The sequence below is a fragment of the Pseudomonas sp. LBUM1679 genome (assembly GCF_059695565.1).
Map to the genome: position 1 here is coordinate 3,328,168 of NZ_CP166774.1, position 17,166 is coordinate 3,345,333.

Genomic DNA, 17,166 nt, shown 5'->3' on the forward strand with positions numbered 1-17,166 from the left:
CACGGCGCCGCTGTGGCGGGCCGTGCCTTGTCTGTCAGTGGCTGGAAGCGCTGGCGGCACCGAGGCCGGTCTGGGCGCGAACGAACTGGTCGGCGTAGGCGTCACGCTCCTTGTCGGCGCGCACGCTGCGGTCAAGCCGGGAGACGACCACGATCACCAGGAACGCCAGCGGCATGGAGAACAATGCCGGGTGGTCGTAAGGGAAGATCGCGTGGGCATTGCCGAGCACGGTGACCCAGACGGCTGGCGACAGGATCACCAGCACCAGCGCGCAGATCAGGCCGGAGAAACCGCCGATGATCGCGCCCTTGGTGGTCAGGCCTTTCCAGTACATGGCCATGATCAGCACCGGGAAGTTGGTAGACGCGGCGATGCCGAAGGTCAGGCCCACCAGGAACGCGACGTTCATCTTCTCGAACAGAATGCCCAGCAGGATCGCGATGATGCCTAGGCCGACAGTGGCCATGCGGGTCACACGCATTTCCTGCTTCTCGCTGGCCTTGCCTTTCTTGAACACGGTGGCGTAGAGGTCGTGGGAAATCGCCGAAGCACCGGCCAGGGCCAGCCCGGAGACCACCGCGAGGATGGTGGCGAAAGCCACGGCGGCGAGGAAACCGAAGAACAGGTTGCCGCCCACCGCTTTGGCCAGGTGCATGGCGACCATGTTGCCGCCACCGATCAGGGCACCGCCGACTTCACCGTTGACGTAGTACTGCGGGTCGGTGCCGATGATCACCATCGCGGCAAAGCCGAGGGTGCAGACCACCAGGAAGAAGAAGCCGATGAAGCCGGTGGCGTAGAACACCGATTTGCGAGCTTCTTTGGCGTTAGGCACGGTGAAGAAGCGCATCAGGATGTGCGGCAGGCCTGCAATGCCGAACACCAGGCCCAGGGACATTGATGCGGTGTTGATCGGGTCGGCCAGCATTGAGCCAGGGCCCATGATGTTCCAGCCACTGGCGTGAGCCTCGACGGCCTTGGTGGCCAGGGCTTCGTAGCTGAAACCGAACTGCGACATGGCCATGACCGCCAGCGTCGTGCCGCCGGCGAGCAGCAAAACCGCCTTGATGATCTGCACCCAGGTGGTGGCGATCATGCCGCCGAAAATCACATACACCAGCATCAACGCGCCGACTATCACGACGGCGACCGGGTAGTCGAGACCGAATAGCAACTTGATCAACTGGCCGGCACCGACCATCTGCACGATCAGGTAGCAGCACACCACCGTCAGCGAGCCGAAGGCGGCGAAGATCCGCACTTTGTTCTGGTCCAGGCGATAGGACACGATGTCGGCGAAGGTGTAGCGCCCCAGATTGCGCAGGCGCTCGGCCATCAGGAAGGTGATGATCGGCCAGCCGACGAAAAAGCCGATGGTATAGATGAAGCCATCGTAGCCTTTGGCAAACACCAGGCTGGACAGCCCGAGCAGAGTGGCCGCGGACATGTAGTCACCGGCAATCGCCAGACCGTTCTGGAACCCGGTGATACCGCCGCCGGCGGTGTAGAAGTCCGAGGTGGATTTGGTCTGGCGCGCCGCCCACCAGGTAATGGCCAGTGTGCCGAGGACGAACACAAAGAACATGCCGATGGCATGCAGGTTCAGCGGTTGTTTTTCCACCACGCCCAGTGCGGGCGCGGCAAGTACCACGGAGGCCGGCAACAGGCAGGCCGCGGCGAGGATCAGTTTACGCAGCGCAGTCATCACTTGCTCTCCTCGAGAATGGCGGCACCCAGTGCATCGAAGCGGGTGTTGGCGCTGTAGACGTACCAGCCCGTCAGCAGCCAGGAAAAAATGATGATCGCCGCGCCAACCGGCATGCCCAGGGTCAACATCCGATGCTCGGCGAGTGGTGCATGCAACCATTGCGGGGCAAACGCGACCACCAGCATGAAGGCGTAGTAAGTACCGAGCACCGTGGCACTCAGCGACCAGGCCAGGCGCGATCGGCTGCTCACCAGTTGCAGGAATTTCGGGTTGGCCCGAATACGTTCACAGCGTTGGGTATCGGTTGAATGGATGTCGATCATGGGTGGCTCCACCTTGTTTTTGTTATCGATGCTTTGGGCATTCAACAGCGGGGGGCATGGCAGGCCGAATTCGGCCTGCACGAGCCCGAGGCGGCAGGTAAAAACACCTGCCGCCTGACGGGTACAGCATTGATTCGGGTTAGAGCGCCTTGGCCCTGTCGCGCAGGACGTACTTCTGGATCTTGCCGGTGGACGTCTTCGGCAACAGGGTGAAGACCACCGTGCGCGGGACTTTGAAACCGGCCAGGTGTTCGCGGCAGAAACTGATGATGTCGGCCTCGTGCACGTCCTGGTGATCGGCCTTCAAGGTGATGAAGGCACAGGGGGTTTCCCCCCATTTTTCATCGGGACGGGCCACGACGGCCGCTTCCATCACGCCCGGATGGCGATAGAGCACGCCCTCGAGTTCAATGGTGGAAATGTTCTCGCCGCCGGAAATGATGATGTCCTTGAGCCGGTCCTTGATCTCGACATAACCGTCGGGGTGACAGACCGCCAGGTCGCCGGTATGGAACCAGCCGCCTTCAAACGCTTCGGCGGTGGCGGTCGGGTTTTTCAGGTAGCCCTTCATCACGGTATTGCCGCGCATGAAAATCTCGCCGATGGTCTGCCCGTCCCGCGGGGTCGGTTCCAGGGTCTTCGAGTCCGCGACCATCACGCCTTCGAGCGTCGGGTAGCGCACGCCCTGGCGGGATTTGACCTGCGCCCGCTCCTCCAGCGGCAACGCGTCCCATTCGGCATGCCAGGCACAGAGGGTCACCGGGCCATAGGTTTCGGTCAGGCCATAGACGTGGGTGACCTTGATGCCCATTTCTTCCACGGCACCGATCACCTTGGCCGGCGGTGCGGCGCCGGCGACCATGGCGTTGACCGGGTGATCGATGGCCGCCTTCGCCGACTCCGGCATGTTGACCAGGGCATTGAGCACGATCGGCGCCGCACAGAGGTGAGTGACCTGGTGCTCACGGATCAGCGTGAGGATTTTCTGCGGATCGACCCGGCGCAGGAACACATGCACACCGGCCAGCGCGGTGATGGTCCACGGGTAGCACCAGCCGTTGCAGTGGAACATCGGCAGGGTCCAGAGGTACACCGGATGGTTGCCCATGGCCCAGGTCATCTGGTTGCCCAAAGCGTTCAGGTACGCACCGCGATGGTGATACACCACGCCCTTCGGGTTGCCGGTGGTGCCGGAGGTGTAGTTCAGCGCGATGGCTTGCCATTCGTTCACTGGCCAGTGCCAGTCGAAGGCCGGGTCGCCTTCGGCCAGCAGCGCTTCATAGTCCAGGTCGCTGACGGCCTCGCCCTCACCGTACTCGGGATCATTGACGTCGATGACCAGCGGCGGGTGATCCAGCATGCCGATCGCCGCGTGAATCACGCTATGAAACTCGCGGTCGGTGATCAGCACCTTGGCCTCGCCATGCTGCAGCATGAAGGCAATGGCTTCGGCATCCAGGCGCACGTTGAGCGGGTTGAGCACCGCGCCGATCATCGGTACGCCGAAGTGCACTTCCAGCATCTCGGGAATGTTGGGCAGCATCACTGCCACCGTGTCGTTCTTGCCGATGCCGCGCCCGGCCAGCGCCGAGGCCAGGCGCCGGCAGCGGGTGTAGGTCTGCGCCCAGGTGCGACGAATCGAACCGTGGATCACGGCGGGGTAGTTGGGGTAAACGCTGGCGGTGCGCTCGATGAAGCTGAGCGGAGACAGGGCAATGTGATTGACAGCCGCAGGGCCTAGCCCTTGTTCATAGATCGACATGTGCGGGTACTCGGTGGCTGATTGTTAGCTCTATGGGGGCCTTGCAGCGTCGCCGCTGAGGTCACCTTTTATGTCCGGTGTGCTTTATATAACATTCAGCTGTCGATATGGAAGTACAACCTATAGCTTATAGTACATATACTATAGATAATTCTTGCGGCTCTAAATGAATGCGGCCTAACCCCCCATGGGCGGTATATCCTTGGTTTCCCTGACGAAGGACCCGAAATGACCCTGACCCCCGTTCGATTGCACAGCTGGTTGCGCCTGCAGCGCGAAGGTGTGCCCCTGGCCGCCCGTGCCGATGCCTTGTGCCGTGCGCTGCAGGAATGCCCCGAGGTGCGCCGGGCGGTCTATCTGAGCTGGCAAGCCAAATCGCGGATCTACAGTCACGAAGGTGCCGCCCAGCATTTTCCACCTGGCTTGGGTGACCCTTCGCAAGCCAGCGATCAACGGCTGTTCGAGCGCCTGGTCGAGGCGGGGCGGCTGGATCTGGCGCAAGTGCGGCAACTCGATTGCTGGCTGGCCGGCCGGCTGCGTCGGGCCGCCATCAGCCACGGCCAGGTATTTGACCTGGCCTTGCAGCCGGATCAGCCAGGGTTGTTGCTGGTGGAGGTGTGCGAGGGCGTGAGCCTTGACTGGCTGGGTTGGGTCCAGGATTTGCTGACGACCCTGCTCAGCAGCGTCAATGGCATGCTGCGCGGCTCGCCGCTGTTGGGCCACGATCCGCAGCCGAGTCTGTTGCTCGATGCCCAGGGCCGGCCGCTGGAGTTCAATGCGGCGCTGCTGGCATTGCTCGCGGAAAAGCCGCTGACCGAGTTACCGGGCTTTCTGCCGGTGAATCATCGGGTACTGGTGCGCGCTTGTCTCGACCAGCAACGCGCCATCGAAGGGGTCGAGGCCCAGTTCGAAGCGCAGATCCTGATCTGGACCTTTATCCCCGATCCCCAGGACAACCGCGTACTCGCCCGTTGCCGCGACGCCACCGCACAAGTGCTGGCCGAGCGCGAAGCGACCCAGGCGCGCCGGCTGTACCGGCTGATCATCGAGAACACCACCGACCTGATTTCCCGACACACCCCGGACGGGCGCTTTCTCGATGCATCGCCCGCGTCCTGGACCTTGCTCGGCTACTGGCCGGAAGAGTTGCGCGGGCAAATGGCCCAGGGCCTGTTCCATGGCCAGGACCTGGCCAGCCTGGTGCAGCGCGCGCGGGATGCCCTGGAGCAGGACGGTTACCACACCATGACCTATCGCATTCGTCACCGGGACGGGCACTACCTGTGGTTCGAAACCGCCAGCCGCGCGATTCGGGAAACCTACACCGGTGCGGTGGTCGAAGTGGTCAGCGTCTCCCGGGACATCACCGCCCGGGTGCAGGCGGAGGAGAACAAGCGGCGTCTGGCCGAAGTGGTCGAGGTCAACACCGATCCGGTGCTGTTCATCGACCCCGAGGGGCACGTCACTTATCTCAACCCGGCAGCCCGACGCATCCTCGGGGTCGATGAGCAACAGCCGATGCCGACCCTGGCGCAGCTGTTCGCCAGCAGCGACCTGGCCCGCCTGCAACGCGACGGCTGGAGCGGCGCCGAACGCAACGGGGTGTGGAGCACCGATGCCCGCTTGCAACCCCCGGGCGGCGGCACATCGGTGCCGGTCTCGCTGGTGCTGCTGGCGCACCGTTCCGCCGGCGGCGAGCGCTATTACTCATTGGTGGCGCGGGACATGACCGAGCACGAACTGCGCGAAGTGCAACAGCGTCGCCATCAGGACGAACTGGCGCACACCGCGCGGCTGGTGACCCTGGGGGAACTGGCCTCGGGCATCGCCCACGAAATCAATCAGCCGCTGGCGGCCGTGGTCAATTATGCCAACGCCAGCCAGCGTTATTTGCAGACGCTGGACTCCAACCCCCAGGCCGCCGCCAGAGTCGCGCTAGGACTGGAACGCATCACCCACCACGCGACCCATGCCTCGGAGGTCATCCGGCGTTTGCGCGCGTTTCTGCGCAAGGGGCAGCGGCGCATGCAGGCCCTTAATTTCACCGACGTCGCCCGCGAGGCCGTGCGCTTGTGCGCCTGGGAAGCGAACAATTGCCAAGTGACAATCGAGGATCGACTGCCGGATAATCTGCCGCCGATTTATGCCGACCGGGTGCTGCTGGAGCAGGTCTTGCTCAATCTGCTGCGCAATGCCATCGACGCCAACCGCGAACAGCATCCGGGACAGCCTTCACTGATCGTGATGGCCGCGCAGCAGGGCAGTGGTGCGACGGTGGAAATCAGCGTGCAGGACCAGGGCCCCGGCGTCAGCGAGCCGGAGCTCGAGCAGATATTCACCCCGTTCTACACCAGCAAGCCCGATGGCCTGGGCCTTGGGTTGTCCATGAGCCGCAGCATCATCGAAGGTTTCGGTGGCGAGTTGCAGGCCCGCCGCCAGCCGGTCGGGCTGCTGATGTGTTGCCGCTTGCCGCTGGCCGGTCCGACAAAACAACAACAGGAATAATGCAATGGCAGGTGCGACTGAGCACGTGGTGTATGTGGTCGACGACGATCAAGGCATGCTCGATTCAACGGTCTGGCTCCTGGAATCGGTGGGGCTCAAGGCCTTGCCGTTTACCAGTGGCGTGGAGTTTCTCAATGCCTGTGATGCGACTCTCGATGCCTGCGTGCTGCTCGATGTGCGCATGCCCGGCATGGGCGGCTTGAACGTGCAGGAAGAAATGCGCGCCCGGGAGCTGAACCTGCCGATCATCTTCGTCAGCGGTCACGCCGATGTGCCGATCGTGGTTCGAGCGTTCAAGGCCGGCGCCCATGACTTCATCGAGAAACCCTACAACGAGCAATTGCTGCTGGACAGCGTGCAACAGGCCCTGAGCAACTGCGCGGCCAACCGCTCGGGCAATCAGGGCCACGACGCCTTGCAGGCGCGCCTGCTCACCCTGACACCGCGCGAGCGCGACGTCTTGCTGCCGTTGGTGCAGGGTTACACCACCCGCGAAATTGCCGAGCAACTGGGGGTGAGCGCCAAAACCGTCGATCTGTATCGCTCGCGGGTGATGAAACGCATGCAGGCCGGCACCTTGCCGGACCTGGTGGGCATGGCGATCGCCGCGCAACTGGTCGATCCATTGAAGCTGCGTTGAGACCTCGCGTTCTCCATCGAGGGTCTATGCTGGGCTAACCGACCCCCGACCTTGCAGTGATCTGCAAAGAGGCATCCATGGAGCCCACGTCCCTCTCCGAGAAAACGCTCACCCGCACGCTGCTGGATGTCTTGATTCGTGCCGGGCTGATCGCCGTACTGGTGCTGTTCTGCTTCGAGATATTCGCCCCGTTCCGCGACTTGATGCTGTGGGCGCTGATTCTGGCGATCACCCTTTACCCACTGCAAACACGGCTCAAGGGGGCGCTGGGGCGCAAGGATGGCACGATTGCAACACTGATCGTGCTGGGGGCGATCGTTATCCTCATGGTGCCGATCTACCTGTTGGGCATCTCGATTGCCGATTCGGTCGAGCACACGCTGGAAATCGTCAAGGGCGGCGAGTTTCATATTCCGCCGCCCGCGGAGTCAGTCGCCCATTGGTCGTTGATCGGCGAGCCGCTCTCGGCACTCTGGTTGCAGGCTTCAACCGATCTTCCCGACCTGACCGCGAAATACCTGCCGCAGATCAAACATGCCAGCCTGAGCCTGTTGAGCAAGCTTGCCGGTGTCGGCATGGGTTTGCTGATGTTCATTTTTGCCTTGATCATTGCCGGGATCTTCATGGCCTATGGCGAAGAGGGCAGCCGCAGTGCGATACAGATTGCATCGCGCCTCAGCGGCCCGGAAAAAGGCCGGAAAATTGCCGCGCTGTGCACCGCCACGATCCGTGCGGTGGCGCTGGGGGTGGTCGGCATCGCCTTCATCCAGATGTTGCTGGTGGGCCTGGGTTTCGTGTTCATGGGCGTTCCCGGTGCAGGTTTGCTGGCGCTGGCCGTGCTGTTGCTTGGCATCATGCAATTGCCGGCGACCCTGATTACGCTGCCGGTGATCGCCTTTGTGTTCGCCACCGAAGGGGCCAGCACCGCGACGATCGTCTTCGCCATCTATGTCTTCGTCGCCGGCCTGGTGGATAACGTGCTCAAGCCATTGCTGCTGGGCCGCGGTGTCGATGTGCCAATGCCGGTGATATTGATCGGTGCGCTGGGCGGGATGGTCACCAGCGGCATCATCGGGCTGTTCATCGGTCCGGTGGTGCTGGCGGTCGGGTATCAATTATTCTGGCAGTGGGTGCAGGATCGGCCGCAGGAAGGAGGAGGGCAGTCACTGTGAGTGCGATCATCGCCACCCAATCGACATCAGTGATATCGGCTACTCGTAGTGCAACACGGAGCAATCAATCATGACCGTGCATGCCTGGGAAAAGCTCTACCTCGATGACCTGAGACTGGGTCAGGAATTTGAAAGCGACCCTGTCCGTGTCGAGCGCGAGGCGATGTTGGCGTTTGCCCGAGCGTTCGACCCGCAACCCTTCCATCTCGATCCTGAAGCGGCCAGCCTGAGCCTGTTCCGCGGCCTGGCGGCCAGTGGCTGGAACACCGCGGCGCTGACCATGAAAATGCTGGTGGCCAGCGTGCCGTTGGCAGACGGGATCATTGGCCTGGGCATCGAACTGAGCTGGCCGACGCCGACCTATCCGGACGACGTATTGCGCCTCAAATGCACCGTGCAGGCCATCGAACCGTCCGCGTCCAAACCGGATCGAGGGGTGGTGACGATGCTCATGGAAACCCTCAATCAGAATGACAAGGTGGTTCAGCGCGCGACGGGCAAGTTGCTGGTGTTCAATACGCCGGCGCCTGATTGAGCAGTGATCAATCGTTGCCGAGCGGCAGTATCGCTGAGCATCAAGTCAGCCTATACTTCATTTGACTGAAAAAAATGTTCATTTGAAGGTAGTGATCATGAATACCTCGACCGCCACTCGGCGTCCGGCCGCAAAGAAGGATGAACCCAGCGAAGTCGGGATCGCCGCGTTCTGGCGTTTCAGTGTCAATCGAGAACTGCTCAAGGACTCGGAGCGCTTGCAGCAGATCAAGGCGGGTTTTCCAGCGTCTCTGGTCCAGGCTTTGCGCCAGACCTTCGACCTGCAGGAGCGCAATGTCGAAATGCTGCTCAACGCCTCGATCTCTACGCTCGAAAGGCGTCGGCGTGAGCAAAAGAATCTGGATTCTGTCGCTTCCGAACGTCTGGATCGCATTGCCACGGTCTTTCATCTGGCTGAAGAGGTGTTCGAGAATAAGGTAAACGCCGCGCACTGGATGTCGACGCCGAACCAAGCGCTCGGCGGCATTGCCCCGATCATGCTCTGCGAAACCGAGATCGGCGCCAGGCAGGTTCGGCGTGTGCTTCATGCCCTGGAGTGGGGCGGCGCTGCCTGATGCGGGCCTGGCGCATCGCGAAGGCGAAACGTGCGACCGATCTTTCGGGTATGGGGGCCGCTATCGAGGGTGGACGTTGGAATGATCAGGATGTACCCGCCGTCTACATGGGGCTGACGCCGGCAATCTGCTGCCTGGAAACCTTCGTCCATGCAGGTGGCGAGCCGACATTCCCGATGAAGATCACCTGCTTCGAACTGCCCGACGATCCCGCGCTGTTTTTGCAGCCTGATCCGAAAACGTTGCCGGACGGTTGGGCGAGCCTTCCCGCTGACCGCCCAAGCATGGATTTCGGTACCGCCTGGCTGAGGGCGAATACGCACTTGGGGTTGATCGTACCTTCTGCGGTTTTAGCGCTGGAGCGCAATGTGGTGATCAATCCAGGTCACCCGGCAATCTCCGGGATCAAAGTGGTCGACGTATTCGATTTCATGTACGACCCCCGCATGTTCGCGTAGGCGCTGGCTCGCCGCACCGCCGCCATCGCGAGCAAGCTCGCTCCCACAGGAATCGCTGCCGTACACAAATATTATGCCCAACACAAAACCCTGTAGGAGCTGGCTTGCCAGCGAAGAGGCCGTATCAGCCACCATCAGTGCCGGATGCCAATCCGCCTTCGCCGGCAAGCCGGTCTCGCTCCCACACCGGATCAGACAATCCCGGTCAGGTAATACACCCCAATCACAAAAAACGCCGCCAATACCTTGAAGATGGTCATGCCGAAAATATCCTTATAAGCCTGACGGTGGGTCAAGCCGGTGACCGCCAGCAAGGTGATGACCGCGCCGTTGTGGGGCAGGGTATCCATGCCGCCAGCAGCCATTGACGCCACGCGATGCATGACTTCCAGGGGGATGTGCGCGGCGTTGGCCGCGGCGATGAAGGTATCGGACATGGCGGCGAGCGCAATGCTCATGCCACCCGAGGACGACCCGGTGATACCGGCCAGCAAGTTGATGGTGATGGCCTGGTTGACCAAAGGATTGGGAATCACCTTCAGCGCCTCGACCACCGCAACGAAACCCGGCAACGCCGCGATGACTGCACCGAAGCCATACTCGGACGCGGTATTGAGCGTGGCAAGCATCGCACCGCTGACGGCGCTACGGCTGCCTTCGGCCAGTTTGCGGGCGATGGTGCGGTAGCTGAAGATGAAGACCGTGACGATCCCGACCAGCAACGCCGCCTGCACAGACCAGATCGCAATCATCTTCGACACCTGAGTCTGGATGGGCGCCTTCAGCCCTGGCAGGTCGATTTCATACACACTGCCATACCACTGCGGTATCCAATGGGTGAAGGCCAGGTTCATCACGCCCACCAGCAGCAACGGCAACAACGCTATCAGCGGGTGGGGCAGGGCGATGTCCTGCGGGGTTTCCGGTTCGTTGCGCAGATCGGTGCCGTAGCCTTCACCCGCACGCAGGGCCTTGCGCCGTTGGCGCTCAAGATAGAGCATGCCGCCGATCAGTATGAACAACGAACCCAGCACGCCCAGCCAGGGCGCAGCCCAGGACGTGGTGCCGAAAAACGTGGTGGGGATGATGTTCTGGATCTGCGGCGACCCAGGCATTGCATCCATGGTAAAGGTGAATGCCCCCAGGGCGATGGTCGCGGGCATGAGTCGCTTGGGAATATCGCTTTGACGGAACATCTCCGCCGCAAACGGGTAGACCGCAAACACCACCACAAACAGCGAAACACCACCATAGGTGAGCAGCGCGCAGACCAGCACGATGACCAGCATGGCCTGGCTGCTGCCCAGCAGGTGAATGACTGATTTGACGATAGAGCGGGAAAAACCGGACAGCTCGATCAATTTGCCAAACACCGCTCCCAGCAGGAACACCGGGAAGTAGAGCTTGATAAAGCCGACCATTTTGTCCATGAAAATATCACTGAACGCCGGCGCTACCGCGCTGGGGTCTGTGAGCAAAACGGCAGCAAGTGCCGCGAGCGGCGCGAAGATAATGACGCTGTATCCCCGATAAGCAGCGAGCATTAACGCGAACAACGCCATCAAGGCGATGATGACACTCATGGGATGTCCTTCGAGGCTGAGCCTGCAACGCAGAGGGCCGAACGACAGGCTGCGCAGTGGCTGTGATTTTTTATTGTCGGGCCGCACGCGGCGCGGCCCTTTTTAGCCAGGCTTTTCTTACTCGGCGATACCGGCGTACGGCACATCCTTGTGACCGTAGCGACGGACCCGGATGTTGGCCTGTTCGCCATGTCCGGCGAAGCCTTCCAGCGCACACAGGCGTGAGCAGTACTCACCGATGAGGGCCGAGGCCTCGTCGGTCATGACCTTCTGATAGGTGCAGGTCTTGATGAACTTGCCGACCCACAGGCCGCCGGTGTAACGCGCGGCTTTCTTGGTCGGCAGGGTGTGGTTGGTGCCGATGGTCTTGTCACCGTAGGAGACGTTGGTGCGCGGGCCGAGGAACAGCGCGCCGTAGTTGCGCATGTTGTTCAGGAAGAAGTCCGGGTCACGGGTCATGACCTGCACATGCTCGAACGCCAGGTCATTGGCGATGGCCAGCATTTCCTGTTCGTCTTCGGCCACGATCACTTCGCCAAAACTTTCCCAGGCCTGACGAGCGATCCCGGCAGTCGGCAGGATCTGCAGCAGGCGTTCGATTTCGGCCATGGTCTCGCGCGCCAGTTTTTCCGAAGTGGTCAGCAGGATCGCAGGCGAGTCCGGGCCGTGTTCGGCTTGACCGAGCAGGTCAGTGGCGCAAATTTCCCCATCGACCGTTTCGTCGGCGATTACCAGCGTTTCGGTGGGGCCGGCGAACAGGTCGATACCGACCCGGCCGAACAATTGGCGCTTGGCCTCGGCGACAAAAGCGTTGCCTGGACCGACCAGCATATCGACTGGCGCAATGGACTTGGTCCCCAGGGCCATGGCGCCGATTGCCTGGATCCCGCCCAGGCAGTAAATCTCATCGGCGCCCGCCATGTGCTGCGCGGCAACAATCGCCGGGGCCGGCTTGCCATGGAAAGGTGGGGCGCAGGTGATGATGCGCGGCACACCGGCCACCTTGGCGGTGATCACCGACATGTGCGCGGAAGCCAGCAGCGGGTACTTGCCGCCCGGCACGTAGCATCCTGCGGCATTGACCGGGATGTTTTTGTGGCCGAGGACCACGCCTGGCAGGGTTTCGACTTCCAGGTCGCGCAGGCTGTTGCGTTGGTGCTGGGCGAAATTGCGCACCTGGGTCTGGGCGAACTCGATGTCGGAAATGTCGCGCTTGGTCAACTGCGCCATGCAGGCATCGATTTCGGCGCTGGTGAGTCGGTAGTCCTCGCGATCAAGGTTGTCGAAGCGAATGGAGAGCTCGCGAACCGCGGCATCGCCACGCTCTTCGATGTCGGCCAGGGTCTTTTCGACCGTGTCACGCACTTCACGGGCGGCCGATTTGATGACGGACGCTTGCGCGCCATTTTTGAGCCAAGTTGCCATGGGATAGATTCCTGAGCGTTGTTGTTTTTGAATTTGCATACGTATGCAATAAGGGCAATCCTAAGTCATTCCCGAGGCCGATGAAAAGGGGGGGGGCAGAAAAAAGACCTGGAGGGTTCGTAGTGGGAGGCATGTGTCGAGTGGCAAAACGGGCAGGCTGCACACGTCGCTGGCAAGGGCAGGTATGATCGCCATTTGAACATTCGGCGCAGACGCAGAAATGGCAGATTCCAACGACCCACTCCGGCATCCGGTCACGGCCCATGACGTGGCCAAGATGGCTGGCGTCTCCCAATCGGCGGTCTCGCGTACCTTCACCAAGGGCGCCAGCGTTTCGCCCAAGACTCGCCAGAAAGTCGAGGAAGCGGCGGCGACCCTGGGTTACCGACCCAACCAGTGGGCACGCTCGCTGATCAAGCGCCGCTCCAACCTGATCGGCGTCGTCGCGCCCAGCATGGAAAACCCTTTTTATTCAGCGGTGCTGGAGGCCTTGTCGGCGGCGTTCGAAGAACTGGGTTATCGCGTGCTGCTGTTCTCCACCGCCAATCACGAAGACTCCGATCCGGTGCTCGAAGAAGTACTCGGTTACCGCGTTGAAGCATTGGTCCTGGTCTCGGCCAGCCTGTCTTCGCGTTTTGCCCAGGAGTGCAAGCAGACCGGTTTGCCCGTGGTGCTGCTCAATCGTCGAAATGACAGCAGCAGCATCTCCAGCGTGACCAGCGACAATGCCCAGGGCAGCCTGGAAATTGCGCAGTTTCTGGTTGCCGGTGGCCATCGTCATCCGGCTTTTATCGCCGGCAAGGAGAGTTCTTCGACCAGTCGCGATCGGGAAAGAAGTTTTGTCGACTCGCTGCAAAGTCTTGGGCATCCAGCGCCGCAACGGGATGTGGGGCACTACACCTTTGACGGAGCAATGGACGCCACTCGCCGCCTGCTGTCGAGCGCCACTCCTCCGGATGCGATTTTTTGCGCCAACGACATCATGGCGCTGGGCGCGATCAACGTCGCTCGCGAGGAGTTCGGCCTCAAGCCGGGCACTGACATTTCAATCGTCGGTTTCGATGACATTGCCCTGGCGTCCTGGCCGGTCTTTGCGCTGACCACTTACGTGCAACCGGTGGCTGCCATGGTCAGTCGTGCGGTCGGCATCATTTGTGCGCAATTGGAGAACCCGGATACCCCGGCGATTCAAGAGGTCGTTCGAGGGCAGTTGATCGTGCGCAACAGCTCGAAAATTCCCGCGTCCGGGGTAAAGCACGGGGCCGGTTGCCTTGTCTGGCAACCGCAGGACTAGTCATCAGCCGGCTCAAGGCGCATTGACCACGATATAAGTCACATCGCTGCCCTGATACTGCGGCTGTCAGTTTTTTGCCGTTGCAGAAGAACTCTCGTGTTCGAACATCGCCTTGCGTCCTGGCATATAGGCGATTGCGACCGATCACGGCCTGTTTTCGACGGCAGAACCCCTCAGGCGAACACGAACGCACCTGCGCTTATACAGGCGCGTCGGAGCGGGAGGCGAACGGGGTGTTAAAATATGTTATAAATAAAAAATACTTCACATGATCAGATCATTGGTGGATGATCTCCCCAACCGGTAGGACACCCCTGCTTTCCTCTGGAGTACCCCATGAATAACAAGAATGTCGGTGTCGTCGGTCTGGGTGCGATGGGGCTGGGCATTGCCCGCTCCTTGTTGCGCAGCGGTTTCAATGTGCATGCCTGTGATGTGCGGGCCGGCATCACCGAACAGTTCAGCGGGGAGGGCGGCGTGGCGTGCTTGTCACCGTCGCACATGGCCGCTGAGTGTGAGGTCATCATTACCGTGGTGGTCAATGCCGAGCAGACCGAGACCGTATTGTTCGGTGAAGGGGGGGCGGTGGCCGCACTGCGCCCGGGCAGCCTGGTGATCGGTTGCGCCACGGTAGCCCCGACTTACGCCGTGGATCTGGGACAGCGTCTGGCCGCGCTGGGCCTGCGGTACCTGGATGCACCGATTTCCGGGGGCGCCGCCAAGGCGGCCGCTGGCGAGATGACCATGATGACCTCAGGCCCGGCCGACGCCTATGCCAAGGCCGAGTCGATCCTGGCGGGCATGGCCGGCAAGGTCTATCGCCTGGGTGACGTCCATGGCCTGGGTTCGAAGGTCAAAATCATCAACCAGCTGCTCGCCGGGGTGCATATTGCCGCCTCTGCCGAAGCCATGGCGCTGGGATTGCGTGAAGGGGTCGATGCCGATGCGCTGTATGAGGTGATCACCCACAGCGCCGGTAATTCCTGGATGTTTGAAAACCGCGTGCCGCACATTCTCCAGGGTGACTACACGCCGTTGTCCGCGGTGGATATTTTCGTCAAGGACCTGGGCCTGGTGCTGGATACCGCCCGGGCCAGCAAATTCCCGCTGCCGTTGGCGGCCACCGCGCACCAGATGTTCATGCAGGCATCCAGTGCCGGCTTCGGCCGTGAGGACGATTCGGCGGTGATCAAGATTTTCCCTGGCATCGAATTACCGACTGCCAAGCCCGATTCCGTTTGAGGAGCACCCCATGACTACCTCCACCGCACGCCCGCTGCTGGGCTGCATCGCTGACGATTTCACCGGCGCCACGGACCTGGCGAACATGCTCGTACGCGGCGGTATGCGCACCGTGCAAAGCATCGGTATCCCGAGCGCGGAAGTTGCCGCCGGACTTGACGCCGATGCGATCGTCATTGCCTTGAAGTCGCGTACCACGCCGGTCGCCGAAGCGGTCGAACAATCCCTTGCCGCGCTGGCCTGGCTGCGCGAACAAGGCTGCGAGCAGATCTTTTTCAAGTACTGCTCGACGTTCGACTCCACCGCGGCCGGCAATATCGGCCAGGTCAGCGAAGCGTTGCTGGCGGCGCTGGACAGCGACTTCACCCTGGCCTGCCCGGCGTTCCCGGAGAATGGCCGGACGATTTTTCGTGGTCACCTGTTTGTGCAGGATCAGTTGCTCAGCGAGTCCGGCATGCAGCATCACCCACTGACGCCGATGACCGATGCCAACCTGGTTCGGGTGCTGCAATCGCAGACCCGGCTGAATGTCGGCCTGCTGCGCCATGACACCATTGCCCGCGGCCCTGAGCAGGTACGCGTGCGAATCGCCGAGCTGCGGGCTCAAGGGATCGGCATGGCCATTGCCGATGCCTTGTCGGACAGCGATCTGTACACCCTCGGTACCGCCTGCGCCGATCTTCCATTGTTGACGGGTGGTTCGGGGCTGGCCCTGGGTTTGCCGGACAATTTCCGTCGCGCCGGCAAGTTGCGCGACCTCGATGCTTCGAAACTCCCGGCGGTGTCCGGTGGGGAAGTGGTGTTGGCCGGGAGTGCCTCGATCGCCACCAATGGACAAGTGGCGGCCTGGCTCGAAGCAGGCCGGCCGGCACTGCGCATCGATCCGCTGGCCCTGGCCGCGGGTGAGCCGGTGGTGGCGCAAGCCTTGACCTTCGCCCGTGAAAACCGGCAAACCGTATTGATCTACGCCACCAGCTCACCGGAAGAGGTCAAGTCGGTGCAACAGCAACTGGGTGTGGAACAAGCCGGCAGACTGGTGGAAAACGCCTTTGGTGAAATTGCGCAAGGTCTGCGCCGCAGCGGGGTGCGCCGTTTCGTGATCGCCGGCGGGGAAACCTCGGGCGCTGTGGTTCAGGCGTTGGGCGTACAGCTGCTGCAAATCGGCGCGCAGATCGATCCGGGGGTGCCGGCGACCGTCAGCAGTACTGACGAGCCGTTGGCGCTGGCACTCAAGTCGGGCAACTTCGGTGGCCGCGACTTCTTCAGCAACGCGTTGAATCAACTGGCCAGAGGTGTGCAATGAGCACTGAAAATGCGTTGCGCGAAGAGATTTGCGAGGTTGGCCGCAGCCTCTACCAACGCGGCTACACCGTCGGCAGCGCCGGCAACATCAGCGCGCGCCTGGACGACGGTTGGCTGATCACGCCAACCGATGTCTGCCTCGGGCGGCTTGATCCGGCGACCATCGCCAAGGTCAACCTGGCCGGCGAATGGGTGTCCGGCGACAAGCCTTCCAAGACCCTGGCGCTGCATCGCCAGGTCTACGACCGCAACCCGACTGTCGGCGGCGTGGTGCATACCCATTCCACCCACCTGGTGGCGTTGACGCTGGCAGGTGTCTGGCAGCCGGACGACATCCTGCCGCCGCTGACGCCGTATCAGGTGATGAAAGTCGGGCATATCCCGTTGATTGGCTATCAACGCCCCGGCTCACCCAAGGTCGCCGAGCAGGTCGCCCAGTGGGCCAATAGTGTTCGTGGCGTAATGCTCGAACGATTGGGGCCGGTGGTCTGGGAGAGTTCGGTGTCCAAGGCCAGTTATGCGCTGGAAGAGTTAGAGGAAACCGCGCGACTCTGGCTGATGAGCCAGCCCAAACCGGAACCTCTCGACCAGGCAGCTCTGGAGGAGTTGCGAGAGACCTTCGGTGTTATCTGGTAGACCGCAG

General features: G+C 61.8%; 15 protein-coding genes. 10 read left to right on the forward strand and 5 right to left on the reverse strand.

Going from position 1 to position 17,166, the window contains the following annotated elements; translation table 11 throughout:
* Positions 1-34: 34 nt before the first annotated feature.
* The 3 genes from ACA062_RS15235 to ACA062_RS15245 form a co-directional block, all read right to left on the reverse strand.
* On the reverse strand, positions 35-1,705 hold the full coding sequence (locus tag ACA062_RS15235) for a cation acetate symporter (RefSeq protein ID WP_497457132.1): 1,671 nt from the start codon (positions 1,703-1,705) through the stop codon (positions 35-37).
* Positions 1,705-2,031: a DUF485 domain-containing protein gene (locus ACA062_RS15240; protein ID WP_497457133.1), complete on the reverse strand. Its 327-nt coding sequence runs from the start codon at positions 2,029-2,031 to the stop codon at positions 1,705-1,707. The genes ACA062_RS15235 and ACA062_RS15240 overlap by 1 nt, the downstream gene beginning before the upstream one ends.
* 139 nt (positions 2,032-2,170) lie before the next feature.
* Positions 2,171-3,793, reverse strand: coding sequence for an acyl-CoA synthetase (locus tag ACA062_RS15245; RefSeq protein ID WP_497457134.1), 1,623 nt, complete (start codon positions 3,791-3,793; stop codon positions 2,171-2,173).
* Between the two features lie 228 nt (positions 3,794-4,021).
* On the opposite strand from ACA062_RS15245, the gene ACA062_RS15250 reads away from it, so the two are divergent.
* From ACA062_RS15250 to ACA062_RS15275, 6 genes are all read left to right on the forward strand, one after another.
* On the forward strand, positions 4,022-6,298 hold the full coding sequence (locus ACA062_RS15250; protein WP_497457135.1) for a PAS domain-containing sensor histidine kinase: 2,277 nt from the start codon (positions 4,022-4,024) through the stop codon (positions 6,296-6,298).
* Between the two features lie 4 nt (positions 6,299-6,302).
* Complete coding sequence (locus tag ACA062_RS15255; protein WP_497457136.1) at positions 6,303-6,938, forward strand: response regulator transcription factor; 636 nt, start codon at positions 6,303-6,305, stop codon at positions 6,936-6,938.
* A gap of 77 nt (positions 6,939-7,015) precedes the next feature.
* Positions 7,016-8,110 (forward strand): AI-2E family transporter, encoded by a 1,095-nt coding sequence (locus tag ACA062_RS15260; protein ID WP_497457137.1) that lies wholly within the window; start codon positions 7,016-7,018, stop codon positions 8,108-8,110.
* Between the two features lie 70 nt (positions 8,111-8,180).
* Positions 8,181-8,645, forward strand: a complete 465-nt coding sequence (locus ACA062_RS15265) for a MaoC family dehydratase (protein ID WP_368992496.1) — start codon at positions 8,181-8,183, stop codon at positions 8,643-8,645.
* A 97-nt stretch (positions 8,646-8,742) separates the two neighbouring features.
* On the forward strand, positions 8,743-9,219 hold the full coding sequence (locus tag ACA062_RS15270) for an Xre family toxin-antitoxin system antitoxin (protein ID WP_497457138.1): 477 nt from the start codon (positions 8,743-8,745) through the stop codon (positions 9,217-9,219).
* The gene (locus ACA062_RS15275; protein WP_497457139.1) at positions 9,219-9,677 is read left to right on the forward strand and encodes an RES family NAD+ phosphorylase; all 459 of its coding nucleotides are present in this window, start codon (positions 9,219-9,221) and stop codon (positions 9,675-9,677) included. Before ACA062_RS15270 ends, ACA062_RS15275 begins: the two co-directional genes overlap by 1 nt.
* A gap of 191 nt (positions 9,678-9,868) precedes the next feature.
* Here ACA062_RS15275 and ACA062_RS15280 read toward each other — a convergent pair whose 3' ends face one another.
* Together ACA062_RS15280 and hisD are read right to left on the reverse strand one after the other, a co-directional pair.
* Complete coding sequence (locus ACA062_RS15280) at positions 9,869-11,260, reverse strand: GntP family permease (protein WP_497457140.1); 1,392 nt, start codon at positions 11,258-11,260, stop codon at positions 9,869-9,871.
* Positions 11,261-11,377: 117 nt separating this feature from the next.
* Positions 11,378-12,685 carry a histidinol dehydrogenase gene (hisD, locus tag ACA062_RS15285; protein ID WP_497457141.1) on the reverse strand — a complete coding sequence of 436 codons (1,308 nt, stop codon included), beginning with the start codon at positions 12,683-12,685 and terminating at the stop codon, positions 11,378-11,380.
* A gap of 220 nt (positions 12,686-12,905) precedes the next feature.
* On the opposite strand from hisD, the gene ACA062_RS15290 reads away from it, so the two are divergent.
* From ACA062_RS15290 to otnC, 4 genes are all read left to right on the forward strand, one after another.
* Positions 12,906-13,979 carry a LacI family DNA-binding transcriptional regulator gene (locus tag ACA062_RS15290; protein WP_497457142.1) on the forward strand — a complete coding sequence of 358 codons (1,074 nt, stop codon included), beginning with the start codon at positions 12,906-12,908 and terminating at the stop codon, positions 13,977-13,979.
* A 336-nt stretch (positions 13,980-14,315) separates the two neighbouring features.
* Positions 14,316-15,221 carry an L-threonate dehydrogenase gene (ltnD, locus tag ACA062_RS15295; RefSeq protein WP_497457143.1) on the forward strand — a complete coding sequence of 302 codons (906 nt, stop codon included), beginning with the start codon at positions 14,316-14,318 and terminating at the stop codon, positions 15,219-15,221.
* 10 nt (positions 15,222-15,231) lie between these two features.
* Positions 15,232-16,524 (forward strand): 3-oxo-tetronate kinase, encoded by a 1,293-nt coding sequence (otnK, locus tag ACA062_RS15300; RefSeq protein ID WP_497457144.1) that lies wholly within the window; start codon positions 15,232-15,234, stop codon positions 16,522-16,524.
* A complete protein-coding gene (otnC, locus tag ACA062_RS15305; protein ID WP_497457145.1) occupies positions 16,521-17,159 on the forward strand; it encodes a 3-oxo-tetronate 4-phosphate decarboxylase in 639 nt (212 codons plus the stop codon). Before otnK ends, otnC begins: the two co-directional genes overlap by 4 nt.
* The last annotated feature ends 7 nt before the right edge of the window (positions 17,160-17,166 follow it).